At 61.8% G+C, this 24,187-nt stretch carries 18 protein-coding genes and 3 tRNA genes; 12 read left to right on the forward strand and 9 right to left on the reverse strand.

All coding sequences use genetic code 11. From position 1 onward, the window contains the following. Positions 1-11: 11 nt before the first annotated feature. Entirely contained in the window at positions 12-449 is a 438-nt protein-coding gene (locus LRS11_RS13910) for an Lrp/AsnC family transcriptional regulator (RefSeq protein WP_260493547.1), read from the reverse strand. 134 nt (positions 450-583) lie between these two features. Here LRS11_RS13910 and LRS11_RS13915 point away from each other — a divergent pair, with 134 nt between their 5' ends. After that, positions 584-1,477: a DMT family transporter gene (locus tag LRS11_RS13915; RefSeq protein ID WP_260496923.1), complete on the forward strand. Its 894-nt coding sequence runs from the start codon at positions 584-586 to the stop codon at positions 1,475-1,477. On the opposite strand, the gene LRS11_RS13920 is transcribed toward LRS11_RS13915, so the two are convergent. Continuing rightward, positions 1,462-2,034 (reverse strand): hypothetical protein, encoded by a 573-nt coding sequence (locus LRS11_RS13920; RefSeq protein ID WP_409519734.1) that lies wholly within the window; start codon positions 2,032-2,034, stop codon positions 1,462-1,464. The two genes, LRS11_RS13915 and LRS11_RS13920, sit on opposite strands and share 16 nt — an antisense overlap. A 230-nt stretch (positions 2,035-2,264) precedes the next feature. Between LRS11_RS13920 and LRS11_RS13925 the strand changes: the two genes are divergently transcribed. Beyond that, positions 2,265-4,169, forward strand: coding sequence for a putative bifunctional diguanylate cyclase/phosphodiesterase (locus LRS11_RS13925; protein ID WP_260493548.1), 1,905 nt, complete (start codon positions 2,265-2,267; stop codon positions 4,167-4,169). 79 nt (positions 4,170-4,248) lie between these two features. On the opposite strand, the gene folD is transcribed toward LRS11_RS13925, so the two are convergent. Continuing rightward, positions 4,249-5,103, reverse strand: a complete 855-nt coding sequence (gene folD, locus LRS11_RS13930; RefSeq protein WP_260493549.1) for a bifunctional methylenetetrahydrofolate dehydrogenase/methenyltetrahydrofolate cyclohydrolase FolD — start codon at positions 5,101-5,103, stop codon at positions 4,249-4,251. Between the two features lie 268 nt (positions 5,104-5,371). Between folD and LRS11_RS13935 the strand changes: the two genes are divergently transcribed. The 9 genes from LRS11_RS13935 to LRS11_RS13975 all read left to right on the forward strand — a co-directional run bounded on the left by LRS11_RS13935 (position 5,372) and on the right by LRS11_RS13975 (position 14,277). Then, positions 5,372-5,448: transfer RNA gene (locus LRS11_RS13935), tRNA-Arg, on the forward strand. A 31-nt stretch (positions 5,449-5,479) separates the two neighbouring features. Next, positions 5,480-5,555, forward strand: a tRNA-His gene (locus tag LRS11_RS13940). 57 nt (positions 5,556-5,612) lie between these two features. Continuing rightward, positions 5,613-5,697, forward strand: a tRNA-Leu gene (locus LRS11_RS13945). Between the two features lie 135 nt (positions 5,698-5,832). Further along, the gene (gene tig / locus LRS11_RS13950) at positions 5,833-7,143 is read left to right on the forward strand and encodes a trigger factor (RefSeq protein WP_260493550.1); all 1,311 of its coding nucleotides are present in this window, start codon (positions 5,833-5,835) and stop codon (positions 7,141-7,143) included. Positions 7,144-7,234: 91 nt separating this feature from the next. After that, positions 7,235-7,870 (forward strand): ATP-dependent Clp endopeptidase proteolytic subunit ClpP, encoded by a 636-nt coding sequence (gene clpP, locus LRS11_RS13955; protein ID WP_173205549.1) that lies wholly within the window; start codon positions 7,235-7,237, stop codon positions 7,868-7,870. Positions 7,871-7,983: 113 nt separating this feature from the next. Then, a complete protein-coding gene (gene clpX, locus LRS11_RS13960; RefSeq protein WP_182834827.1) occupies positions 7,984-9,264 on the forward strand; it encodes an ATP-dependent Clp protease ATP-binding subunit ClpX in 1,281 nt (426 codons plus the stop codon). Positions 9,265-9,410: 146 nt separating this feature from the next. Next, positions 9,411-11,807 (forward strand): endopeptidase La, encoded by a 2,397-nt coding sequence (gene lon / locus LRS11_RS13965; RefSeq protein WP_182834828.1) that lies wholly within the window; start codon positions 9,411-9,413, stop codon positions 11,805-11,807. 135 nt (positions 11,808-11,942) lie between these two features. Further along, a complete protein-coding gene (hupB, locus tag LRS11_RS13970) occupies positions 11,943-12,215 on the forward strand; it encodes a nucleoid-associated protein HU-beta (RefSeq protein ID WP_003239952.1) in 273 nt (90 codons plus the stop codon). 184 nt (positions 12,216-12,399) lie between these two features. After that, positions 12,400-14,277 carry a SurA N-terminal domain-containing protein gene (locus tag LRS11_RS13975; RefSeq protein ID WP_260493551.1) on the forward strand — a complete coding sequence of 626 codons (1,878 nt, stop codon included), beginning with the start codon at positions 12,400-12,402 and terminating at the stop codon, positions 14,275-14,277. 88 nt (positions 14,278-14,365) lie between these two features. On the opposite strand, the gene fabI is transcribed toward LRS11_RS13975, so the two are convergent. From fabI to LRS11_RS14005, 6 genes are read right to left on the reverse strand one after another with little or no spacing between them, the layout of a single operon-like run. After that, positions 14,366-15,160, reverse strand: coding sequence for an enoyl-ACP reductase FabI (gene fabI, locus LRS11_RS13980; RefSeq protein ID WP_260493552.1), 795 nt, complete (start codon positions 15,158-15,160; stop codon positions 14,366-14,368). 20 nt (positions 15,161-15,180) lie between these two features. Next, positions 15,181-16,794 (reverse strand): ABC transporter ATP-binding protein, encoded by a 1,614-nt coding sequence (locus LRS11_RS13985; RefSeq protein WP_260493553.1) that lies wholly within the window; start codon positions 16,792-16,794, stop codon positions 15,181-15,183. A 1-nt stretch (position 16,795) separates the two neighbouring features. Beyond that, positions 16,796-17,815, reverse strand: a complete 1,020-nt coding sequence (locus tag LRS11_RS13990) for an ABC transporter permease (RefSeq protein ID WP_260496925.1) — start codon at positions 17,813-17,815, stop codon at positions 16,796-16,798. Between the two features lie 2 nt (positions 17,816-17,817). After that, positions 17,818-18,903 carry a microcin C ABC transporter permease YejB gene (locus LRS11_RS13995; RefSeq protein WP_260493554.1) on the reverse strand — a complete coding sequence of 362 codons (1,086 nt, stop codon included), beginning with the start codon at positions 18,901-18,903 and terminating at the stop codon, positions 17,818-17,820. Further along, positions 18,903-20,732, reverse strand: coding sequence for an extracellular solute-binding protein (locus LRS11_RS14000; RefSeq protein WP_260493555.1), 1,830 nt, complete (start codon positions 20,730-20,732; stop codon positions 18,903-18,905). Before LRS11_RS14000 ends, LRS11_RS13995 begins: the two co-directional genes overlap by 1 nt. Then, entirely contained in the window at positions 20,729-22,558 is a 1,830-nt protein-coding gene (locus tag LRS11_RS14005) for an extracellular solute-binding protein (RefSeq protein WP_260493556.1), read from the reverse strand. The genes LRS11_RS14000 and LRS11_RS14005 overlap by 4 nt, the downstream gene beginning before the upstream one ends. A 146-nt stretch (positions 22,559-22,704) precedes the next feature. Here LRS11_RS14005 and LRS11_RS14010 point away from each other — a divergent pair, with 146 nt between their 5' ends. Continuing rightward, the gene (locus LRS11_RS14010; protein ID WP_260493557.1) at positions 22,705-24,147 is read left to right on the forward strand and encodes an HDOD domain-containing protein; all 1,443 of its coding nucleotides are present in this window, start codon (positions 22,705-22,707) and stop codon (positions 24,145-24,147) included. The last annotated feature ends 40 nt before the right edge of the window (positions 24,148-24,187 follow it).

A 24,187-nucleotide genomic window follows, 5' to 3' on the forward strand; every position in this document is an offset into this window, starting at 1 on the left:
GGCTGTTTCCTTCAGTTCATCGGCGGCAGGCGGCGCGGCACCGAGGTCTTCTTGACGATGGCGGTGTTGGTCTCGGCATAGGCGTTGATGCGGTCCAGCAGTTCGTCGAGCTGTTCCATGGAGCGCACGTGCAGGCGGGCGACGAAGCAGTCCTCGCCGGTGATCTTGTCGCACTCGGTGAACTCGGGAATCGACTGGATCTGTCGCTCTACCTCGTGCAGCTTGCCCGGCAGCGGGCGTACCCGGACGATGGCCTGCAGCTGATAGCCGAAGTGGCGCGGGTCCACCTCCACCGTGTAGCCCTTGATCACCCCGCGCTCTTCAAGGCGGCGCAGGCGCTCGGCTACGCTGGGCGAGGACAGGCCGCTGATCTGCGCCAGGGCCTTGAGCGAACGGCGCGAGTCTTCCATCAGGGCCTTGAGCAGAAGCTGGTCGATTTCGTCGGTCATGGCGTGCTCGTTAGGTGATTAAGTGAAAACGCCTTCGCATTAAAGGTTTCGCGTTTATTTCGCCTTAGATTAGCTCTGGAGCCGCTGGAGTGGGTAGCCGAATAATGAGCGCACCCCAACCGGAGACTCCGACCATGGACAAGACCCTCAAGCGCGGCTCGCTGGAAATGATCGCGGCGATGCTGATTTCCGGCACCATTGGCTGGTTCGTCCTGGTGTCCGGCCAGGCCGTGGTCGACGTGGTGTTCTGGCGCTGCGTGATCGGCGGCGCCATGTTGCTGCTGGTCTGTGCCGTGCTCGGCCTGCTGCGCGCCGAGCTGCTGGGCCGCCGCGTGTTGGCTCTGGCGGTAGTCAGCGGGGTGGCCATAGTCGGCAACTGGCTGCTGCTGTTTGCCTCCTACTCCAAGGCGTCCATCGCCATCAGCACGGCGGTGTACAACGTCCAGCCGTTCATGCTGGTGGGGCTGGCCGCGCTGTTCCTCGGCGAGCGTATCAGCCTGGCCAAGCTGGCCTGGTTGGGTGTGGCCTTCCTCGGCATGCTGGCCATCGTCAGCGCCCATGGCGACACCGGTACGACGGGCGAGAACTACCTGCTGGGTATCGCTCTGGCACTGGGCGCCGCGCTGCTCTACGCGCTGGCGGCGCTGATCGTGAAACGCCTGACTGGCACGCCGCCGCACCTGATTGCACTGATCCAGCTGTTTACCGGCATCCTGATGCTGGCGCCGCTGGCCAGTTATCAGCTGCCCGAGCAGCCGCAGGCCTGGGCCAGCCTGGCGGCCCTGGGCATCGTGCATACCGGGGTGATGTACATGCTGCTGTATAGCGCGATCCAGAAGTTGCCAACGGCGCTGACCGGGGCGCTGTCCTTCGTCTATCCGATCGCAGCGATCTTCGTCGACTGGCTGGCCTTCGGTCATCGCCTCAGCCCGCTGCAGTGGCTGGGCGTGGCGGCCATCCTGCTGGCGGCGGCCGGTATGCAGCAGGGCTGGAGCCTGCGCGGGGCCAGGCTTCAGTCGAGCCGGTAGCGGGCCAGTTCCTGAGGCGAGAGTACGCGCATCTTGCTCGGTTCGATGCGGCTCATGTCTTCGGCCAGGCTGGCCGGGATATTCATCTCACGCCAGTAGGCGCTCGGGTTGTAGCGTGCAGCGCTGCTGCTGCGCTCGGACAGGGCCGAGTCGCCGCTCGGGTAGTAGGGGCGGTGCAGGCCGACGTGGCCGCGTACGTTCTTGTCGCGCCCGGCAGCCAGCAGGTAGACGCAGGTGCCCTGGCAGATGCCATTGCTGGGCACCAGTGCATCGAATCCGGTTTCCCGCAGCAGGCGGCCCATGCGGATGGCTTCCTGCACGCTGCCGCCAATGCTGTCTAGCACCACGATCTTCTTGGCGAACTCGCCCGGATTCTGCCGGAGTCCCTTGAGCAAGGCCTCGTAGTCGTTCGGGGCAATCTCCTCGAAGATCTTGACTGCCAGGATCCGGCCGACAGTCGTGTGCTGCACGGGCTGGACTTCGACTTGGGCGAACGTGGCTGTCGAGCAGAGCGTGGCAGTGGCGAGCAGGGCGCTGCGGAGGGTGGTGCTGATCAAAAGCGTGTCTCGGCGGAAGATGAGTACAGGTCGCTGAAGATACCTGCAAGCGCGCGTAACGCCCAGATTGGAATGCATCCAGTAATCGCCTGGCATTCGCGGGGGCCCATGCTGCAGCCTTTTGCCGCAGCACAAAAACTTGCCGCTGGCGCGCAGTTTTCGTTAGCGTGCAATCTTTTCGCCGAGCCACGACCGCTTCGCAGTAGTCGCATCATGGAAGAGAAGTAGAGATGACGCGCGCGCAAGACTCGCAAGCCCAGTACGAGCAGAACGATCCACTGGATCGGCGTTTGCAGGCGCGGCGCCTCGGCCAGATCGCCAATGTGCAGTGCGTCGTGCTGCTGCTGATCGGCCTGCAGACCGTGTTGGCGCAGAGCTGGCTGAACACCGTGCTGGTGCTGCTGGCGCTGGCCCTGGTGGTGGTTGGCCAGCAGCTGAACCGGCGCGGGGCAACCACGGCGGCCATCGTGCTGGTGCTGGTCTCGTTGACGGGGGTGGTCACGGTGTCCCTGTGGTTCAGTCAGGGGCTCTATAGCGGAGTGCTGCTGGCCTATCCGGCTATCCTCATCGTGGCCGGCATGGTCGCGTCGCTGCGGTTGTTCATCGGTCTGCTGCTGAGCATGTTGGCGTCGGTGGCCGGCATGACCTACGCCTCGCTCAGCGGTCTGCTGGTGTTCGAGCCCTGGCCGATCGGGGTCGGGCGAATGATCAATGTCAGCTGCATCCTGCTGATGTGCGCGATGGCGGTGTGGCTGCTGGCCAATGACCTGCGCCGCACGCTGTTGCGCCTGCAGCAGGAAATCCTGCGGGTGAAGGACTCCCAGGCCAGCTTCACCCATCTGGCCCAGCACGATGCGCTGACCAATCTGCCCAATCGCCTGTTGATCAGCGACCGCATGGAGCAGGCTATCGGCCAGGCGCGGCGCTACAAGAAGCGCGTGGCCTTGCTGTTTCTCGATCTGGACAACTTCAAGACGATCAACGATTCGCTGGGGCACGCCGCCGGCGACGAGCTGCTCAAAGAAGTGGCGCTGCGTCTGCAAGGCGTGGTGCGTGACACCGATACGGTCAGCCGCCAGGGTGGCGATGAGTTCCTTATGGCGCTGGCCGATGTCGATGACCCGGCCACGATTTCTGCCGTGGCGACTCAGGTGCAGGCCGAGCTGGCGCGCCCCTTTGCCTTGAAAGGGATGCAGATCGTCACCTCGATCTCCATCGGTATCGCTCTGTTCCCCGAGGATGGCGACGACTTCGATACGCTGCTCAAGCATGCGGACATGGCCATGTACCAGGCCAAGTCGGCGGGGCGTAACGGTTTCTGCTTCTTCGATGCGCAAATGAACGCCGACACCCGTGAGCGTCTGAGTCTGGAGCTGGATCTGCGTCAGGCGCTGGCGCGCGGTGAGTTCGTCTTGCACTACCAGCCCATTGTCGACATCCACAGCGGTCGCTTGCTGGCGGCCGAGGCTCTGATCCGCTGGCAGCACCCAGTGCTGGGAGTGATCGCGCCGGATCGGTTCATTCGGGTGGCCGAACAGTCGGGGCTGATTGTCGAAATCGGTGAGTGGGTGCTGAACGAGGCCTGTCGCCAGATGATGCTCTGGCAGGCGGCCGGTCTGCCGCGCTTCGTGGTCTCGGTGAATCTTTCCGCGGTGCAGTTTCTTCGGGGCAATCTTGAGGCGTTGATCGGCACGGCTTTGAGCCGCTTCGGTTTGAATCCCAGCTGCCTCGAACTGGAGTTGACCGAGTCGATCCTGTTGCAGGATTCGGCGGCCTTTATCGACATGCTTTACCGCCTCAAGGCACTGGGCGTGAAGTTGTCGATCGATGATTTCGGTACAGGCTATTCCAATCTGGCCTATCTGCAGCGCTTTCGCGTGGACAAGCTAAAGATCGATCAGTCATTCGTCCGCAAGTTGCTGGGCAATGCGCAGGATCAGGCCATCGTCACGGCGATCATCCAGATGGCCAAGAGCCTTAACCTGCTGACCACGGCCGAAGGCATCGAGGATGAGTCGATTCGGCGGCTGCTGGCCGAACTGGGTTGCGATCAGGGGCAGGGCTACCTGTTCGCCAGGCCGCTGCCTGCTCAGGAATTCATGGCGTTTGCTCAGGGTGCGCCGTTGCCGGCGTAGCCTGCCGTGCTCGACAACTGAAAATAAAACGGCACCCGAGGGTGCCGTTTTTTTGGATGCCACCTGTCCAGCAATACCCTTACACGTGCAGGTGTTCGGCCGCGTACAGGGTGTTTTCCAGCAGGCAGGCGCGGGTCATTGGGCCGACGCCGCCCGGTACCGGGGTGATCCAGCCGGCGCGTTCGGCAGCGGCGTCGAACTCCACGTCACCGACCAGCTTGCCGTCGGCCTGGCGGTTGATGCCCACGTCGATGACGATGGCGCCCGGCTTGATCCACTCGCCCTTGACCAGTCCCGGTTTACCGGCCGCTACGACCACCAGGTCGGCATTGGCCAGGTGGCCCGGCAGGTCCTTGGTGAAGCGGTGGGTGACGGTCACGGTGCAGCCGGCCAGCAACAGTTCCAGGGCCATCGGTCGGCCGACGATGTTGGAGGCGCCGACGATCACTGCATTCAATCCGTGCGGATCGACACCGGTGCTTTGCAGCAGGGTCATGATGCCTTTCGGCGTACAGGGGCGCAGCAGTGGGATGCGTTGGGCCAGGCGGCCGACGTTGAAGGGATGGAAACCGTCCACGTCCTTGTCCGGGCTGATCCGCTCGAGCAGTTGCGAGGCGTCCAGGTGCGCCGGCAGCGGCAGTTGCACGAGGATGCCGTCGATGGCCTGATCGTCGTTCAGGTGATCGATCAGGGCCAGCAGCTCGCCCTGGCTGGTGCTGGCCGGCAGGTCGTGGGCCACGGAGACGAAGCCGACTTCCTCGCAGTCCTTGCGCTTGTGCGAGACGTAAACCTGGGAGGCGGGGTCGCTACCGACCAGGATCACGGCCAGGCCGGGGGCGCGCAGGCCTTGCTGGCGGCGTTCGACAACGCGTTGGGCAATTTGCTGGCGCAGGCTGGCGGCTATGGCTTTGCCGTCGATCAGTTGTGCGGTCATGGCGCGTGGTTAACCATCGGGAAGGATTGAAAAAGGGCGTGCATTCTCGCACGGCGGGGCGGTTGGGCAAAGGCGCCACCCGGCGAATTTCCTGTAACTCCTTTATCTCGCTGAATTTTTTTAACTTTTGGTGTTGACGCTATGGCGACGCCTCTATAAGATTCGCCCCGCTTGTCGAGCACAGCCAGTCGCTGGGTAAGACGGCAAAAGCGAAGCCTTCGGGCCTAGCCGAAGCCGAAGCTTCAAGTCTGCGCTAGCAGATGAACAAGCGCCCGTAGCTCAGCTGGATAGAGCATCCGCCTTCTAAGCGGATGGTCGCAGGTTCGAGTCCTGCCGGGCGTGCCATCTGGCAGTCAGGCACAAGCATCGCAATATGGTGGGCGTAGCTCAGTTGGTAGAGCACAGGATTGTGGCTCCTGGTGTCGAGGGTTCGATTCCCTTCGTCCACCCCATATTCGAGAAAACGCCAGGCCACTAGGCCTGGCGTTTTTGTTTCAGCGCTATACCACGCGGACGTGGTGAAATTGGTAGACACACCAGATTTAGGTTCTGGCGCCGCAAGGTGTGAGAGTTCGAGTCTCTCCGTCCGCACCATCTTTTCTTCCTTTATATACCTCGCCGTTCCTGCGTCTTTTCCGCAGGTGACTTCTGCTATTCGACCCACTAGAATGCATGCCCTTGATTCTGGGCCGGAACGGCCGGCTTACGTCTGTGCAACGAGGAATACCCATGCAAGTTTCTGTTGAAAGCACCTCCGCTCTTGAGCGCCGCATGACCATCGGTGTCCCGGCCGAGCGCATCGAGACCGAAGTGACCAAGCGTCTGCAACAGACTGCCCGTCGTGCCAAGGTCGCTGGCTTCCGCCCCGGCAAGGTGCCGATGAGCGTGATTCGTCAGCGTTACGAAGACTCCGCTCGCCAGGAAGCCCTGGGCGACCTGATCCAGGCCACCTTCTACGAAGCCATCGTTGAGCAGAAGCTGAACCCGGCTGGCGCTCCGGCCGTAGAACCGAAGTCCTTCGAGAAGGGCAAGGACCTGGAATACGTTGCGATCTTCGAAGTCATCCCGGAAATCCAGGTTGCCGGCCTCGACAGCATCGCCATCGAGCGTCTGCAGGCTGAAGTCGCTGACGCCGATGTCGACAACATGCTGGAAATCCTGCGCAAGCAGAACACCCGTTTCGAGGCCAGCGATCGTGCTGCCGAGAATGGCGATCAGCTGACCATCGATTTCGTTGGCAAGGTTGACGGTGAAGTCTTCGCTGGCGGTTCTGCCAAGGGCACTCAGCTGGTGCTGGGTTCCGGCCGCATGATCCCGGGCTTCGAAGATGCCCTGGTTGGCGTCAAGGCTGGCGAAGAGCGCGTGATCACCCCGACTTTCCCGGCTGACTACCAGAACCTCGATCTGGCCGGCAAAGCTGCCGAGTTCAGCGTTACCGTGACTGCCGTGGCTGCCCCGCAACTGCCGGAGCTGAATGACGAGTTCTTCACCCTGTTCGGTGTGAAGGAAGGCGGTCTGGATGGCTTCCGTGCCGAAGTGCGCAAGAACATGGAGCGCGAACTGCGCCAGGCCATCAAGTCCAAGGTTAAGAACCAGGTAATGGAAGGTCTGCTGGCCGCCAACCCGGTTGAAGTGCCGAAGGCGCTGATCGGCAACGAAGTGAATCGTCTGCGCGTGCAGGCCGTTCAGCAGTTCGGTGGCAACATCAAGCCTGACCAACTGCCGGCCGAGCTGTTCGAAGAGCAGGCTAAGCGCCGCGTTTCCCTCGGCCTGCTGGTCGCCGAAGTGGTCAAGCAGTTCGAACTGAAGCCGGACGACGCCCGCGTACGCGAAGTGATCGAAGAAATGGCTTCGGCCTATCAGGAGCCGCAGCAGGTTGTGGCCTGGTACTACAAGAACGACCAGCAGCTGAACGAAGTGCGTTCGGTTGTACTGGAAGAACAAGTTGTAGATACTGTCCTGCAGAAGGCCAAAGTGACCGATAAAGCGGTCTCCTACGAAGAAGCGGTCAAGCCGGCGGAAGCTCCGCAAGCAGCCTGATCCCTCGCCTCGTTAGAGCAAACCATAAGCCAGCCTTCGAGCTGGCTTATGCGTCTTTGGGATATGAACATTTATGGAGAGATCGCTGGATATGTCGCGTAATCAATTTATGCAGCAAATGCCTGATATCCAGGCTGCCGGTGGCCTGGTGCCGATGGTGGTCGAGCAGTCCGCCCGCGGCGAGCGTGCCTACGATATCTACTCGCGCCTGTTGAAGGAGCGGGTGATCTTCCTGGTTGGTCCGGTCGAGGACTACATGGCCAACCTGGTGGTCGCCCAATTGCTGTTCCTTGAAGCGGAAAACCCGGACAAGGATATCCATCTCTATATCAACTCCCCGGGTGGTTCGGTAACCGCAGGCATGTCGATCTACGACACCATGCAGTTCATCAAGCCAAACGTGTCGACCACCTGTATCGGTCAGGCTTGCAGCATGGGTGCCTTCCTGCTGACCGCTGGTGCTGAGGGTAAGCGTTACTGTCTGCCGAACTCGCGCGTGATGATTCACCAGCCGCTGGGCGGTTTCCAAGGTCAGGCGTCGGACATTGAAATTCACGCCAAGGAGATCCTCTTCATCCGTGAGCGTCTCAACATACTGATGGCTAAGCACAGTGGACGCACTTTGGAAGAAATCGAGCGCGATACCAATCGTGATAATTTCATGAGCGCCGAAGCCGCTCGTGAGTATGGGTTGATCGACGCAGTGATTGAACAGCGCCCCGCTTAATATAGGCAGCTCAAAATAGGGCGGTTTGGCGTGTCCGGCCGTCATGCAGGCTTGAAAATGCCTGCAATTGCCTCCATCTTGTTTTCCATGCCTACCGGATTTGGATTGATCGAATGACTGACACCCGCAATGGCGAGGACAACGGCAAGCTGCTTTATTGCTCCTTCTGCGGCAAAAGCCAGCATGAAGTGCGCAAATTGATTGCCGGCCCCTCGGTCTTTATCTGCGACGAGTGCGTCGACCTGTGCAACGACATCATCCGTGAGGAGGTGCAGGAAGCACAGGCCGAAAGCAGCGCGCACAAGTTGCCCGCGCCGAAAGAGATCAGCGGCATTCTGGATCAGTACGTCATCGGTCAGGAGCGCGCCAAGAAGGTGCTCTCTGTCGCGGTGTACAACCATTACAAGCGTTTGAATCAGCGCGACAAGAAAGACGATGTCGAGCTGGGCAAGAGCAACATCCTGCTGATCGGTCCGACTGGCTCGGGTAAGACCCTGCTGGCCGAAACCCTGGCGCGTCTGCTCAATGTGCCGTTCACCATCGCCGATGCCACCACCCTGACCGAAGCCGGTTATGTCGGTGAGGACGTCGAGAACATCATTCAGAAGCTGTTGCAGAAGTGCGACTACGATGTCGAGAAGGCCCAGATGGGCATTGTCTACATCGACGAAATCGACAAGATTTCGCGCAAGTCGGACAACCCGTCGATCACCCGTGACGTTTCGGGCGAGGGCGTGCAGCAGGCGCTGTTGAAGCTGATCGAAGGCACTGTGGCTTCGGTTCCGCCGCAGGGCGGGCGCAAGCATCCCCAGCAGGAATTCCTGCAGGTGGACACGCGCAACATCCTGTTCATCTGTGGTGGTGCGTTCTCCGGTCTGGAGAAGGTCATCCATGGTCGTTCGACCAAGGGTGGCATCGGCTTCAATGCCGAAGTGCGTAGCCAGGAGCTGGGCAAGAAGGTTGGCGAGGCGCTGCGTGAAGTTGAGCCGGATGATCTGGTCAAGTTCGGCCTGATTCCCGAGTTCGTGGGTCGTCTGCCGGTCATCGCGACTCTCGACGAGCTCGACGAGGCGGCGCTGATGCAGATCCTTACCGAGCCGAAGAACGCGCTGACCAAGCAGTACGGCAAGCTCTTCGAAATGGAAGGCGTGGATTTGGAGTTCCGTCCGGATGCCCTGAAGGCCGTGGCCCATCGTGCGCTGGAGCGCAAGACCGGTGCCCGTGGCCTGCGTTCCATCCTCGAAGGTGTGCTGCTCGACACCATGTATGAGATCCCCTCGCAGAGTGAAGTCAGCAAGGTGGTGATCGACGAAAGCGTGATCGAAGGTAATTCCAAGCCGCTGCTGATCTACGAAAACAGCGAGCCGCCAGCCAAGGCTGCTCCCGACGCGTGATGTCAGATACTTGATGAAATAAAGGGCCCTGCGGGGCCCTTTGTTTTTCCGGTGTCCTTGCTTGTTTTTTCCGGAGGCTGGCCCCATCTTAGGTTCAAGGGTCTCCCGTCCGTTTACGGCCAAATGGCCGCCGTAGAGCTGAAATCATGAAGACAACCATCGAATTGCCTCTCCTGCCCTTGCGCGATGTTGTGGTCTACCCACACATGGTCATCCCGCTGTTCGTCGGGCGCGAGAAATCCATTGAGGCCCTCGAGGCTGCAATGACCGGCGACAAGCAGATTCTCCTGCTGGCGCAACGTAATCCTGCCGACGACGATCCGGGCGAAGATGCCCTGTATCGCGTGGGGACCGTGGCCACCGTGCTGCAGTTGCTGAAACTGCCGGACGGTACGGTCAAGGTGCTGGTCGAAGGCGAGCAACGCGGCAGCATCGAGCGCTTCATCGAGGTGGACGGCCATTGCCGCGCCGAAGTGCAGCTGATCGACGAGATGGAAGTCGCCGAGCGTGAGTCGGAAGTCTTCTCGCGCAGCCTGCTCAGTCAGTTCGAACAGTATGTGCAATTGGGCAAGAAGGTCCCGGCGGAGGTGTTGTCTTCGCTGAACAGCATCGATGAGCCGGGCCGCCTGGTCGATACCATGGCCGCGCACATGGTGCTGAAGATCGAGCAGAAGCAGGAAATCCTCGAAATCACCGAGTTGCCCGCCCGCGTCGAGCATGTGCTGGCGCTACTGGATGCGGAAATCGACCTGCTGCAGGTGGAAAAGCGCATCCGTGGTCGGGTCAAGAAGCAGATGGAGCGCAGCCAGCGCGAGTACTACCTGAATGAGCAGATGAAGGCCATTCAGAAGGAGCTGGGCGACATCGACGAAGGCCACAATGAAATCGATGAGCTGAAAAAGCGCATCGACAACGCCGGCCTGACCAAGGAAGCCCTGACCAAAGCCAATGCCGAGCTGAACAAGCTCAAGCAGATGTCACCGATGTCGGCCGAAGCCACGGTGGTGCGCTCCTACATTGACTGGCTGGTGAATGTGCCGTGGAAGGCCGAGAGCAAGGTGCGTCTGGACCTGGCCAAAGCCGAAGACATCCTCGATGCCGATCACTATGGTCTGGATGAGGTCAAGGATCGCATCCTCGAGTATCTCGCCGTGCAGAAGCGGGTGAAGAAGCTCAAGGGGCCGGTGCTGTGCCTGGTTGGCCCGCCTGGGGTGGGCAAGACCTCCCTGGCCGAGTCCATCGCCCGCGCGACCAACCGCAAGTTCGTGCGCATGGCCCTGGGTGGTGTGCGCGACGAAGCCGAGATCCGCGGTCACCGGCGCACCTACATTGGCTCCATGCCGGGTCGCTTGATCCAGAAGATGACCAAGGTTGCCGTGCGCAACCCGCTGTTCCTGCTCGACGAAATCGACAAGATGGGCCAGGACATGCGCGGCGATCCGGCCTCGGCGCTGCTGGAAGTGCTGGATCCGGAGCAGAACCACAACTTCAATGACCATTACCTGGAGGTCGATTACGACCTGTCGGATGTGATGTTCATCTGCACCGCCAACTCCATGAATATCCCCGGCCCGCTACTGGACCGCATGGAGGTGATTCGTCTGCCCGGTTACACCGAGGACGAGAAGATCAATATCGCGGTCAAGTACCTGGCGCCCAAGCAGATCGAGGCCAATGGCCTGAAGAAAGGTGAGATCGAGTTCGAAGAGGCCGCGATTCGCGACATCATTCGGTATTACACCCGTGAGGCGGGGGTGCGTAGCCTGGAGCGGCAGATCGCCAAGGTCTGCCGCAAGGCGGTGAAGGAGCACTCCAAGGAAAAACGTTTCAAGGTATTGGTAACCGACGAGTTGCTCGAGCATTTCCTCGGCGTGCGGCGTTATCGCTATGGTCTGGCCGAGCAGCAGGATCAGATCGGTCAGGTCACAGGCCTGGCCTGGACTCAGGTGGGTGGCGAGTTGCTGACCATCGAGACCGCTGTGGTGCCCGGCAAGGGCCAGCTGATCAAGACCGGCTCGCTGGGTGACGTGATGGCCGAGTCGATGACTGCCGCGCTCACCGTGGTGCGTAGCCGGGCCAAGAGCCTGGGGATTGCGCCGGACTTCCACGAGAAGCGTGACGTGCACATCCACATGCCGGAAGGCGCGACGCCGAAGGATGGGCCGAGTGCCGGTATCGGTTTGTGCACGGCATTGGTGTCGGCGCTGACGCAGATCCCGGTGCGTGCCGATGTGGCCATGACCGGTGAGATCACCCTGCGTGGTCAGGTGCTGGCGATTGGCGGCTTGAAGGAGAAATTGCTGGCCGCCCACCGTGGTGGAATCAAGACGGTGATCATTCCTGAGGAAAATGTGCGCGATCTGAAGGAAATTCCCGAGAATATTAAGCAAGACCTGACCATTAAGCCGGTTAAATGGATTGACGAGGTCCTGCAAATTGCGCTGCAATACGCCCCGGAGCCCTTGCCTGATGCGGCTCCCGAGATGGTTGCAAAGGATGACAAGCGCGAGTCTGATTCCAAGGAGCGAATCAGCACGCATTAGCCGTAGGGCCTCCTTGACACATTTTTCGAGCCCTTGCTATAAAGCGGCTCTTACGTGTCAGCCAGGCCCTTCAGCACCCGCTTTGCTTACACCAAACAATTAAGAAACAACTCAACAGAGATAAGGGGACTTAGAGTGAACAAGTCGGAACTGATCGATGCCATCGCCGCATCTGCTGATATCCCGAAAGCTGTTGCTGGCCGCGCGCTGGACGCAGTGATCGAATCCGTCACTGGCGCCCTGAAGGCTGGTGATTCCGTGGTGCTGGTTGGCTTCGGTACTTTCGCTGTCAAAGAGCGTGCTGCTCGCACTGGCCGCAACCCGCAGACCGGCAAGCCGATCAGCATTGCTGCTGCCAAGATCCCTGGCTTCAAAGCTGGTAAAGCCCTGAAAGACGCCGTCAACTAAGCGTCTCTCTGGCCTTGCCCTTCCAGGTCGGGCTGGTCCCGACCTGGTCGGAGTGGTGGTTCAGACGAGCCAAAGCCACTCCACCAGTTACCGAGAAGGCGCATCCTAGGATGCGCCTTTCTTTTATCCGGATTTTACCCACGCTGCATGGCTGCTTGTTCAGCGCAGCCGTTTCGGGGGATGCATGCTGCAGAACATCAGGGACAATTCACAGGGGTGGATTGCCAAGACCATCGTCGGCGTTATCGTCGCGCTGATGGCTTTCACCGGATTCGACGCCATCGTCAACTCCGCTAGCAACAGTAAGAATGCTGCCGACGTCAACGGTGAGAAAATCACCCAGGACACGCTTAGCCGTGCTGTTGATATGCAGCGCCGCCAGTACATTCAGCAGTTCGGCAAGGACTTCGATGTCTCGATGCTGGACGACAAGCTGCTGCGCGAGTCGGCGCTGAATGCCTTGATCGAGCGCAACCTGCTGCTGCAGGGCGCCAAAGACTCCGGCATGGCCTTTTCCCAGGCAGCACTCGATCAGTTGATCCTCGGCATGCCGCTGTTTCAGCAAGACGGTAAGTTCGATGCCGCACGCTTTGACCAGGTCATTCGCCAGGAAGGCTTTACCCGGATGCAGTTCCGCGAGCGCCTGGAGCAGGATGTGCTGGTCAGCCAGTTGCAAGCCGGCCTGGTCGGCAGCAGCTTCCTCACCGACGCCGAGCTCAGCGCTTTCGTCCGTCTGGACAAGCAGACTCGCGATTTCGCCACGTTGACCCTGAAGGCGGACACCGCGGCTGTGCAGCTCCAGGATGTAGAGCTGAAGAAGTTCTACGAAGAGCATGCCGATCAGTTCATGAGCCCTGAGCAGGTGGTTCTGGACTACGTCGAATTGAAGAAAGATGCCTTCTTCGACCGCGTCGAGATCAAGGACGACGAGCTGCAGGAGCTGTACCAGAAGGAAATCGCCGGTTTGGCCGAGCAGCGCCAGGCCGCGCATATCCTGCTGGAGGTCAACGACAAGCTCAGCGACGAGCAGGCCAAGGCCAAGCTCGAAGACGTGAAAAAGCGCCTGCAGCAGGGTGAAGACTTTGCCGCGCTGGCCAAGGAGCTGTCGCAGGATCCGGGCTCGGCTGCCAATGGCGGTGACCTGGGTTATGCCGGCCCGGGTGTCTACGATCCGGCCTTCGAGGAGGCGCTCTACAGCCTCAAAGAGGGCGAAGTGTCGGCTCCGGTACGTAGCCAGTTCGGTTGGCACCTGGTCAAGCTGCTGGGTGTGCAAGCTGCAGATGTGCCGAGCTTTGACAGCCTGAAAGACAAGCTGATTGCTGACAACAAGGCGCCGCGTGTCGAGCAGCTGTTCGTCGAAGCGGCCAAGGCCCTGGAAGATGCTGCCTACGAGGCGTCCGACCTGGCCCAGCCGGCCCAGGAGCAAGGGCTTGCCGTGCAAACCACGGCAGCCTTTGGCCGCGAGGGTGGCAGCGAAGGTCTGGCGGCCAACCGTCAGGTGATCCAGGCTGCTTTCAGCGAGGACCTTCTGGAAGGTGGCGCCAACAGCGGTGCCATCGAACTGGATCCGGCCACCGTGGTGGTCATCCGGGTCAAGGAGCACAAGAAGTCCGAACTGCTGCCTTTTGATCAGGTGCAGAACAGCATTCGTGAAACCCTGACCCTGCAGCGCGCCAATGAAGCGGTCAAGGCCAAGGGCGAGGCGCTGCTGGTCAGCCTGCGTGAAGGCAAGACGCCGGTCGAGCAGGCTGAGGACGGGCAGAGCTGGAAGGTTGTCGAGGCGGCTACCCGCAGTCAGGAGGGCATCGAGCCCGTGCTGCTGCAGGCGCTGTTCCGCATGCCGAAACCTGCTGAAGATGGTACGCCGACTTTCGCGGGCGTCAGCCTGGGCAACGGTGACTACGTGCTGCTGCGCCTGAACGGCGTCGGTCAGCCGCAAGCCGAGCTGAGCGAAGAAGAGAAGAGCATGTACCGTCGCTTCCTGGCTTCGCGCCTGGGCCAGCAGGACTTCAATGCCTTCCGTGCCGAGTTGAAAGAGCAGGCTGATATCGAGCGTTATTGATCGAGGTGCCGCCCTGTGGGGCGGCCATCCAGCCACAAAAAAGGCCGCTGATCAGCGGCCTTTTTTGTGGGCGAAGATTGAGTCGGACTCAGTCTTCGATGTTGCCCATGGCGGTGGTGTTGAAGCCGCCGTCGACGTACATGATCTCACCGCTGATGCCTGAGGCCAGGTCGGAGCAGAGGAAGGCGCCGGCGTTGCCGACTTCGTCGATCGTCACATTGCGGCGCAGCGGGGTCTGCTTCTCGTTGGCGGCGAGCATCTTGCGGAAGCTCTTGATGCCGCTGGCCGCTAGGGTGCGGATCGGGCCGGCGGAGATGGCGTTGACGCGCGTGCCTTCCGGGCCGAGGCTGCCAGCCAGATAGCGCACGCCGGCTTCCAGGCTGGCCTTGGCCATGCCCATTACGTTGTAGTTGGGCATGGTGCGTTCCGCGCCCAGGTAGGACAGGGTCAGCAGGCTGCCGTTGCGGCCTTTCATCAGCTCGCGGCCGGCCTTGGCCAGGGCGACGAAGCTGTAGGCGCTGATGTCGTGGGCGATGCGAAAGCCTTCGCGGGTGGTGACATCGGTGAAGTCGCCATCCAGCTGGTCGCCGGGGGCGAAGCCGACCGAGTGGACGATGCAGTCCAGGCTGTCCCATTTCTGGCTGAGGGCGGCAAAGGCGCTGGCGATCTCTTCATCGCTGGCGACGTCGCAGGGGAAGCACAGCTCGGCGCTGGAGCCCCAGCCGGCGGCGAATTCCTCGACGCGGCCTTTCAGCTTTTCGTTCTGATAAGTGAAGGCGAGCTCGGCGCCTTCGCGGTGCATGGCGGCGGCGATGCCCGAGGCAATCGACAGCTTGCTGGCCACGCCAACAATCAGTACGCGCTTACCGGTGAGAAAACCCATGTGCGTTGTTCCTCTTCTGGTTAGTCAGGAGTTGCGGGGGCCAGGAAGGCGGCCTCCAGCAACTGCCGGGTATAAGTGTGCTGCGGTGCGGCGAAGATCGCGTCAGCCTGGCCCTGTTCAACGACCTTGCCCTGTTTGACCACCATCAGCTGGTGGCTCAGGGCCCTGACCACCGCCAGGTCATGGCTGATGAACAGGTAGGTCAGGTTGTACTTGGCCTGCAACGAGCGCAGTAGCTCCACTACTTGGCGCTGGACCGTGCGGTCGAGCGCCGAGGTGGGCTCGTCCAACAGAATCAGCGCCGGTTTCAGCACCAGTGCCCGGGCAATGGCAATCCGCTGCCGCTGCCCGCCGGAAAACTCATGGGGGTAGCGATGCCGGGTTTCCGGATCCAGACCTACTTCCACAAGCGCGTCGATGACTGCCTGTTCCTGCTCCGCCGGCGTACCCATGCGATGGATGCGCAGGCCTTCGCCAACGATCTGCCCGACCGACATGCGTGGGCTGAGGCTGCCGAAGGGGTCCTGAAAGACCACCTGCATCTGCCGTCGCCATGGCCTCACGGCCTGCTGCGACAACCCGTTCAGCGCCTGGCCCTGGAAGCGGATGGCGCCCTGGCTGCCAAGCAGGCGCAGGATCGCCAGGCCGAGGGTGGACTTGCCGGAACCACTTTCGCCGACAATGCCCAGGGTCTGGCCCTGGGGCAGGCTGAAGTTGATGCCGTCCACCGCCTTCACATGATCGACCGTGCGGCGCAGAAACCCTTTCTTGATCGGGAACCACACTCGCAGGTCGTCCACTTCCAACAGCGGCGGGCCGGCAGGATTGTCCGCCGGTTCGCCGCTGGGCTCGGCACCGAGCAGTTCCTGGGTATAGGGATGCTGCGGTGCATGGAACAATTCTTCACACGACGCCTGTTCGACGATGCGACCGCGCTGCATGACACATACGCGATGGGCGATTCTTCGTACCAGGTTGAGATCGTGGCTGATCAGCAGCAGGGCCATGCCCAGGCGTGCCTGCAGTTCCTTGAGCAGTTCGAGGATCTTCAGCTGCACGGTGACGTCCAGCGCGGTGGTCGGCTCGTCGGCGATCAGCAGTTCCGGCTCGTTGGCCAGGGCCATGGCAATCACCACGCGCTGGCGCTGGCCGCCGGACAGCTCATGCGGATAGGCGCGCAGGCGTTTGTGCGGCTCGGGGATGCCGACCAGCTCCAGCAGCTCCAGGGTGCGTGCGGTGGCGGCCTTGCCGGTGAGGCCTTTGTGCAGGCCGAGCACTTCGTTGATCTGCTTGCCGATAGTGTGCAGCGGGTTGAGCGAGGTCATCGGTTCCTGGAACACCATGGCGATGCGGTTGCCACGGATACCGCGCAGCTTGGCCTCGTCGAGCTTGAGCAGGTCCTGCCCCTGGAACAGGATGCTGCCGGCCGGGTGTTGGGCCAGCGGATAGGGCAGCAGGCGCAGGATCGAATGCGCCGTGACCGACTTGCCGGAGCCGCTTTCGCCGACCAGGGCCAGGGTTTCGCCCTTGCGGATATCGAAGCTGACGCCTTCGACCACGCGCTGCCTGAGCTCGCCGGTGACGAACTCGACGGCGAGGTCGCGCACTTCGATCAGGTTGTTCGCTTCGCTCATCTTATTTCCTCGGATCGAAGGCATCGCGCGCCGCTTCGCCGATGAACACCAGCAGGCTCAGCATCAACCCCAGCACGACGAAGGCGCTGATGCCCAGCCAGGGGGCCTGCAGGTTGGATTTGCCCTGGGCCACCAGTTCACCGAGCGAGGGCTCGCCGGCGGGCAGGCCGAAGCCGAGGAAGTCCAGCGAGGTCAGGGTGCCGATCGCGGTGGTGATGATGAAGGGCATGAAGGTCAGGGTCGAGACCATAGCGTTGGGCAGGATGTGGCGGAACATGATGGCGCCGTTCTGCATGCCCAAGGCTCGGGCGGCGCGCACGTATTCCAGGTTGCGCCCACGGAGGAATTCGGCACGCACCAGGTCGACCAGGGTCATCCAGGAGAACAGCAGCATGATCCCCAGCAGCCACCAGAAACTCGGCTGCACGAAGCTGGAGAGGATGATCAGCATGAACAGCATCGGCAGGCCCGACCAGATTTCCAGGAAGCGCTGCCCGACCAGGTCGATCCAGCCGCCATAGAACCCCTGCAGGGCACCGGCGATCACCCCGATGATCGAGCTGAGCACGGTCAGCACCAGGGCGAACAGGATCGAGATACGGAAGCCGTAGATAATCCGCGCCAGCACGTCGCGGCCCTGGTCATCGGTGCCTAGCCAGTTCTGCGCGGAGGGCGGGGCGGGCGAGGGCACCTGCAGGTCGTAGTTGATGCTGCTGTAGTCGAAGGGGATCGGCGGCCAGAGCATCCAGCCGTCCTTGGCCGCGACCAGTTCGCGGATGTAGGGGCTCTTGTAATTGGCCTGCAGCGGGAATTCGCCGCCGAAGGTGGTTTCCGCATAGCGCTTGAACACCGGGAAGTACCACTCGCCGTCGTAACGCACCGCCAGCGGCTTGTCGTTGGCGATCAGTTCGGCGCCGAGGCTGAGGGTGAACAGGGCGAGAAACAGCCACAGCGACCACCAGCCGCGCTTGTTAGCCTTGAAGCGGGCAAAGCGCCGCTGATTGAGAGGGGAGAGCTTCATCATCAATTCTCCCGGCTATCGAAGTCGATGCGCGGGTCGACCAGGGTATAGGACACGTCGCTGAGCAGCTTGGCCAGCAGGCCGAACAGGGAAAAGATGAACAGGGTGCCGAACACCACCGGATAGTCGCGATTGACGATCGACTCGAAGCCGAGCAGACCCAGGCCGTCGAGGGAGAACACCACCTCGATGAGCATCGAGCCGGTGAAGAAGATGCCGAGGAAGGCGCTGGGGAAGCCGGCGATGATGATCAGCATGGCGTTGCGGAACACATGGCCGTAGAGCACCTGATTGTTGGTCAGGCCCTTGGCGCGTGCGGTGATCACGTACTGCTTGCTGATCTCGTCGAGGAAGCTGTTCTTGGTCAGCAGGGTAAGGGTGGCGAAGTTGCCGATCACCAGCGCGGTCACCGGCAAGACTAGGTGCCAGAAGTAGTCGAGGATCTGCCCGCCGAGGCTCAGTTCGTCGAAGTTGTTCGAGGTCAGCCCGCGTAGCGGGAACCAGTCCCAGTAACTGCCGCCGGCGAACAGCACGATCATCAGGATGGCGAAGAGGAAGGCCGGGATGGCATAGCCGATGATGATCGCCGAGCTAGTCCAGACATCGAAGGCGCTGCCGTGGCGGGTGGCCTTGGCGATGCCCAGTGGAATGGAGATCAGGTAGGTGATCAGGGTGCTCCATAGGCCCAGGGAAATCGACACCGGCATCTTCTCGATGATCAGGTCGATGACCTGGGTATCACGGGCGAAGCTGACGCCGAAATCCAGCTGGGCGTAGTTTTTCAGCATGATCCAGAAGCGTTCCGGCGCCGACTTGTCGAAGCCGTACATGCGCTCGATCTCGGCGATCAGGTCGGGGTCCAGGCCCTGGGCGCCACGGTAGGTCGAACCGGCCACCGCCACTTCGCCGCCACCACCGGAAACGCGCCCGGTGGCGCCACCGGAGGCGGCATCGAAGCCTTCCAGCTTGGCGATCATCTGCTCGACCGGGCCGCCGGGCGCGGCCTGGATGATGATGAAGTTGATCAGCAGGATGCCCAGCAGGGTAGGGATGATCAGCAGCAGGCGGCGCAGGATATAGGCGAGCATCAGTTGGCTTCCTGCGCGGGTTCGGTTGGCGCGGTGACCGGCGCGCTGGCTTGGGATTCTTCCCACCAGGTCATCAGGCCGTAGTCGTACAGCGGCGTGATGGCTGGGCGGCCGAAGCGCTTCCAGTAGGCCACGCGCCAGGTGTCGACGTAGTAGTTGGGCACCACGTAGTGGCCCCAGAGCAGGGCGCGATCGAGGGCACGGGCGTGGGTGATCAGCGCCTTGCGCGAGTCGGCGCGGATCAGGCCCTCCACCAGCTTGTCGATGGCCGGGTCACGCAGGCCCATGAAGTTGCGGCTACCGGGGTTGTCGGCGCTGCTCGAGTGCCAGTACTCGCGCTGTTCATTGCCCGGCGAGCTGGACTGCGACCAGATGGCCGAGGTCATGTCGTAGTCGCGCGAGTTGAGGCGGTTGATGTACTGGGACACGTCGACCCGGCGGATCTGCAGATCGATGCCCAGCTCGGCGAGATTGCGTTTGAACGGCAGGATCACCCGCTCCAAGTTGGCCTGGAAGTTGAGGAATTCGAAGCTCAGCTGCTTGCCATTGGCATCGACCATCTTGTCGTTGTCGATGCGGTAGCCTGCCTCGGTCAGCAGCTGGTAGGCGCGCCGGCTCTGCTCGCGAATGATGCCGCTGCCATCGCTGACCGGCGGCTTGAAGGCCTGGGTGAAGACTGCCGGTGGCAGTTGTGCCCGCAGGGGTTCGAGCAGCTTCAGTTCGTCGGCATCCGGCAGGCCGCTGGCCGCCATTTCCGAGTTCTCGAAATAGCTGTGGGTGCGCTTGTAGGCGCCGTAGAACAGTTGCTTGTTGGCCCATTCGAAGTCGAACAACAGGGCGATGGCCTCGCGCACGCGGGCATCCTGGAACAGCGGGCGGCGCAGGTTGAACACATAGCCCTGCATGCCAACCGGGTTATGGTTGGTGATGGCCTGCTGGACGAACTTGCCGGCACTCAGGGCCGGGGACTCGTAGCCGGTGGCCCAGTCCTTGGCCGAGTACTCGAGGTTGACGTCGAAGCTGCCTTTCTTGAAGGCCTCGAGAGCGACTGCGCTGTCGCGGTAGTACTCAATCTGGATGGTGTCGAAGTTGTACTGGCCGCGCGCGACGGGCAGGTCCTTGGCCCACCAGTCCTTGATCCGTTCGAAGCGCAGGGCGCTGCCCGGCTCGACCTTGGTGATTTGGTAGGGGCCGCTGCCCAGCGGTGGCTCCAGGCTGCTCTTGGCGAAGTCGCGGTTGGCCCACCAGTGCTTGGGCAGGATCTGCAACTGGCCAAGGATCAGCGGCAGCTCACGGTTCTCCGGGTGCTTGAAGTCGAAGCGCACGCGCAGTTTGTCCTCGACCACCACCTGCGCCACATCGGCGTAGTAGTGGCGGTACTGCGGTGTGCCTTTTTCGATCAGGGTGTTGAAGGTAAAGGCCACGTCCTCGGCGGTGACCGGGGTGCCGTCATGGAAGCGGGCCTTGGGGTTGAGGATAAAGCGCACGAAGCTGTTGTCGGGCGCCTTGTCGATCTTCTCGGCGAGCAGGCCATATTCGGTAAAGGGCTCGTCTGGCGAGTGGTAGGTCAGGCTGTCGTAGATCAGGCCGATCTGCGCCGGTGCATTGCCCTTGGTGATGAACGGATTGAAGCTGTCGAACCCGCTCAGACCCGGCAGGCGCAGGATGCCGCCCTTGGGCGCGTCCGGGTTCACATAGTCGAAGTGCTGGAAATTGGCCGGATATTTGGGCGCTTCGCCATACAGGGTCAGGGCGTGCTGCGGAGCGGCCTGGGCCAGGCCGGCTATTAGCAGCAGGCCGGCGCCCAGGGCGCGCAGGGGGTTAGTCATCGAGCGGTCTCCGTGGGCTTCAGCCACCAGGCCCGCAGCCCCAGGGTGTAGGGCGGGGTGGTGACGAAGGCGAACCGGTTGCGGTACGCCAGGCGGTGATGGTTGATGTACCAGTTGGGAATGCTGTAGTGCTGCCAGAGCAGCACGCGGTCGATGGCGCGGCTGGCAGCCACCTGTTCGTCACGGGTCTGCGCTTCCAGGAGTTTCTCCAGCAGCGTATCGACCACCGGGTGGGTGACACCCGCGTAGTTCTTGCTGCCTTTGACATCGGCCTGGCTGGAATGGAAGTACTGCACCTGCTCCAGGCCCGGACTCAGGCTCTGCGGCAGGGTCATGAGAATCATGTCGTAGTCGAAGTGATCGAGGCGCTGCTTGTACTGGGCGCGGTCGACGGTGCGCAGATTGACCTGGATGCCGATGCTGGCGAGGTTCTCGGTATAGGGCTGGAGAATGCGCTCGAGGTTCGGGTTGACCAGCAGGATTTCGAAGCGCAGCGGCTCGCCCTTGCTGTTGACCAGCTTGTGTCCGGAGGGTTTCCAGCCGGCTTCGCCGAGCAGGCCCATGGCCTTGCGTAGGGTCTCCCGCGGGATGCCGCGGCCGTCGGTTTCCGGCAGGCTGAACGGCTCTTGGAACAAGGGCGCGGGCAGTTGCTTGCGGTACGGCGAGAGCAGCAGCCACTCGCGGCCTTCCGGCTTGCCGCTGGCGGCGAACTCGCTGTTCGGGTAGTAGCTGCTGGTGCGCTTGTAGGCGCTGTTGAACAGCGCGCGGTTGGTCCATTCGAAGTCGAACATCAGACCCATGGCCTCGCGCACCTTGCGCTCGGCGAAGATGGCGCGGCGGCTGTTCATGAATAGCGCCTGGGTCTGGGTCGGGATCTGGTGCGGGATTTCGGCGCGGATTACCTCGCCCCGGGCAATGGCGGGGAAGCGATAGCCGGTGGCCCAGTTTTTCGCCTGGTGCTCGATATAGAAGTCGAACTCGCCGGCCTTGAACGCTTCGAAGGCGACACTGCTGTCGCGGTAGAACTCCACCTCGACCCGGTCGAAATTGTATTTGCCACGGTTGACCGGCAGCTTCTCGCCCCACCAGTCCTTGACCCGCTCGAACACCAGGCTGCGTCCCGGGCTGATCGCGCTGACCTTGTACGGCCCGCTGCCCAGCGGCACGTCAAAACTGGTGGCCTTGAAGTCGCGCTTCTTCCAGTAGTGCTGCGGCAGTACCGGCAGTTCGCCAAGCCGCAGGATCAGCAACGGGTTGCCGGCACGCTTGAAGACAAAACGGATGCGATGGCGGTTGAGGATGTCGACCCGCTTCACTTCCTGCAGGTTGGTGCGGTACTGCGGGTGACCATCCTTGACCAGCAGGCGATAGGAGAACGCCACGTCATAGGCGGTGATTGGCTTGCCATCGTGGAAGCGCGCTTCTTCGCGCAGGTTGAACACCACCCAGCTGCGATCCTCGCTGTACTCCACGCTCTTGGCGATCAGCCCGTAGCTGGTGGCGGACTCGTCGCCCGAAGGGTCGTACTGGCCGGTACCGGCCATCAGCGGTTCGTTCAGCTCGCTGACCCCGTACTGCATGAAGTTGGGCGCGGCGGAGGGACTGCTACCCTTGAAGCTATAGGGGTTGAGCGTGTCGAAGGTGCCATAGGCCATGACCCGCAGCGTGCCGCCTTTGGGTGCGTCGGGGTTCACCCAGTCGAAGTGGGTGAAGCTGGCGGGGTATTTGAGGGTGCCGAACTGGGCGTAGCCGTGGCTTTCGCTAAGGGTCGCGAAAGCGGGAAAGCTCAGGGCCAGACCAACAATCAGCAGGAGCAGGGGACGCATTGGGCGCAAGATCCAGTCCATGGCGGCGTTTGGGCTTCTCGGGCGGTACAGTAACAGCTTGTATCCGCAGGAAAAAGAGTGCCTTTTTCAGAGCATGAACGGTCAATTTGATTACACTGAAACAAATTGAAATAGAGGTTGGCATCTTGGTGGAACGCAGTGTGGGTGTACAGGCATGGATAGATCGTCTGAATCAGGCCGAATTGCCCGCTTTAGCCGCGGTGGTGCAGGATTTGCACCGGCTTTCCCAGGTCGACAAGGCCTCGGTGCAGCAGTTGGCCGATGTCCTGTTGCGTGATGCCTCGTTGACCGCCAAGGTGCTGCGGGTCGGCAACAGCGTTTATTACAACCCCTCCCAGGAAGGCATTCGCACGATTTCCCGAGCCATCGTGCTGATCGGCTTCGACAATGTGCGTCTGATTGGCATGTCGGTCAGCCTGATCGACAGCCTGCTGACCAAGGTGCCACGCGAGCAGCTGCAGATGCTGTTGGCGCGTTCGTTCCATGCCGCGGTGCAGGCGCGCAACATCGCCGGCTACGTGCTGAGCAAGAACCAGGAAGAAGTCTTTATCGCCGCGCTGCTGCACACGGTGGGCGAACTGGCGTTCTGGGCCTGTGGCGGCGATCAGGCTGACGAGCTGGCCGATGCCCTGGAACAGCCCAATGTGGATGCCGACGAGGCGGTGCGCCAGGTGCTTGGTACCAGCTTCCGCCAACTGACCCAGGGTCTGGTGAAAAGTTGGAACCTCGGCGAGCTGGCGACCTTCGCCCACGGCAGCGGCAATCAGCATGATCCGGCGGTGCGGGCGATCAACCTGGGCGTGAAGATCAGTGAGGCGGCGCTGAACGGCTGGGACTCGCCGGAGATGGAAAAACTGGTGCAGCAACTGGCGGATTTCACCGGGGTCAGCCCGGAAGATGCCTTGAAGCAGGTGCTGGAGAGCGCCGAAGAAACCGTCGAGGTGGCTGCTACCTTCGGCGCCAGCCAGCTGTGCCGGCTGATTCCCAATACCGACCCCGAACAGATCAAGCTGCAACAGCAGGAGCGCAAGGCGCGCCTGTTGCAGCCGGACCTGCTGGTGCTGCAGCAGGCGCTGCAGGACCTGGGCATGATGATCAACCAGAAGGGCGATGTCGGCCTGATCCTCGATACCCTGCTCAAGGGGCTGCATCAGGGGGCTGGCCTGGAGCGAGTGATGCTGGTGGTGCTGGCTGACGGGCAGACCCGCTTCCGTGCCAAGCGGGCAGTGGGCGAGGGCACCGAGCAGTGGCTGACGGACTTCCAGTTGCCGGCGGCGCAAATTGAGCAACCGCATATCTTCAGCTACGCCCTGCGCAACCGTGAGGCGCTGTGGATGGGCGTGCCAGCCAGTTACAACCTGGCCGAACTGGTGACCCTGCCGATGCGCCAGTTGCTCGGCCAGGGCATGTTCTTTATCGCCCCGATCATGGCGGGAACCCGCGAAATCGGTGTGCTGTATGCCGACAGCCGAGTATCCGGGCGGGCGCTCAAGCATGAGCAGTTCGTGGCTTTCCAGCGCTTTACCCAGCTGACTGGGCGCTGCCTGGAGGCGTTAACCAAACGCTGATTGGTCGCTGTCGTACCCGGATTGCATCCGGGCTACGGCT

The sequence above is a fragment of the Pseudomonas sp. J452 genome, assembly GCF_024666525.1.
Classification (GTDB): Bacteria; Pseudomonadota; Gammaproteobacteria; order Pseudomonadales; family Pseudomonadaceae; genus Aquipseudomonas.

Bases quoted from the DNA above. Each gene is read 5' to 3' on its own strand.
- folD (WP_260493549.1), bottom strand. From the start codon at position 5,103: ATGACCGCACAACTGATCGACGGCAAAGCCATAGCCGCCAGCCTGCGC.
- LRS11_RS13925 (WP_260493548.1), top strand. From the start codon at position 2,265: ATGACGCGCGCGCAAGACTCGCAAGCCCAGTACGAGCAGAACGATCCA.
- lon (WP_182834828.1), top strand. From the start codon at position 9,411: ATGAAGACAACCATCGAATTGCCTCTCCTGCCCTTGCGCGATGTTGTG.
- LRS11_RS13910 (WP_260493547.1), bottom strand. From the start codon at position 449: ATGACCGACGAAATCGACCAGCTTCTGCTCAAGGCCCTGATGGAAGAC.
- clpX (WP_182834827.1), top strand. From the start codon at position 7,984: ATGACTGACACCCGCAATGGCGAGGACAACGGCAAGCTGCTTTATTGC.
- LRS11_RS13985 (WP_260493553.1), bottom strand. From the start codon at position 16,794: ATGAGCGAAGCGAACAACCTGATCGAAGTGCGCGACCTCGCCGTCGAG.
- fabI (WP_260493552.1), bottom strand. From the start codon at position 15,160: ATGGGTTTTCTCACCGGTAAGCGCGTACTGATTGTTGGCGTGGCCAGC.
- tig (WP_260493550.1), top strand. From the start codon at position 5,833: ATGCAAGTTTCTGTTGAAAGCACCTCCGCTCTTGAGCGCCGCATGACC.
- LRS11_RS13990 (WP_260496925.1), bottom strand. From the start codon at position 17,815: ATGAAGCTCTCCCCTCTCAATCAGCGGCGCTTTGCCCGCTTCAAGGCT.
- LRS11_RS13975 (WP_260493551.1), top strand. From the start codon at position 12,400: ATGCTGCAGAACATCAGGGACAATTCACAGGGGTGGATTGCCAAGACC.
- clpP (WP_173205549.1), top strand. From the start codon at position 7,235: ATGTCGCGTAATCAATTTATGCAGCAAATGCCTGATATCCAGGCTGCC.
- LRS11_RS14000 (WP_260493555.1), bottom strand. From the start codon at position 20,732: ATGACTAACCCCCTGCGCGCCCTGGGCGCCGGCCTGCTGCTAATAGCC.
- LRS11_RS13995 (WP_260493554.1), bottom strand. From the start codon at position 18,903: ATGCTCGCCTATATCCTGCGCCGCCTGCTGCTGATCATCCCTACCCTG.
- LRS11_RS13915 (WP_260496923.1), top strand. From the start codon at position 584: ATGGACAAGACCCTCAAGCGCGGCTCGCTGGAAATGATCGCGGCGATG.
- LRS11_RS14005 (WP_260493556.1), bottom strand. From the start codon at position 22,558: ATGCGTCCCCTGCTCCTGCTGATTGTTGGTCTGGCCCTGAGCTTTCCC.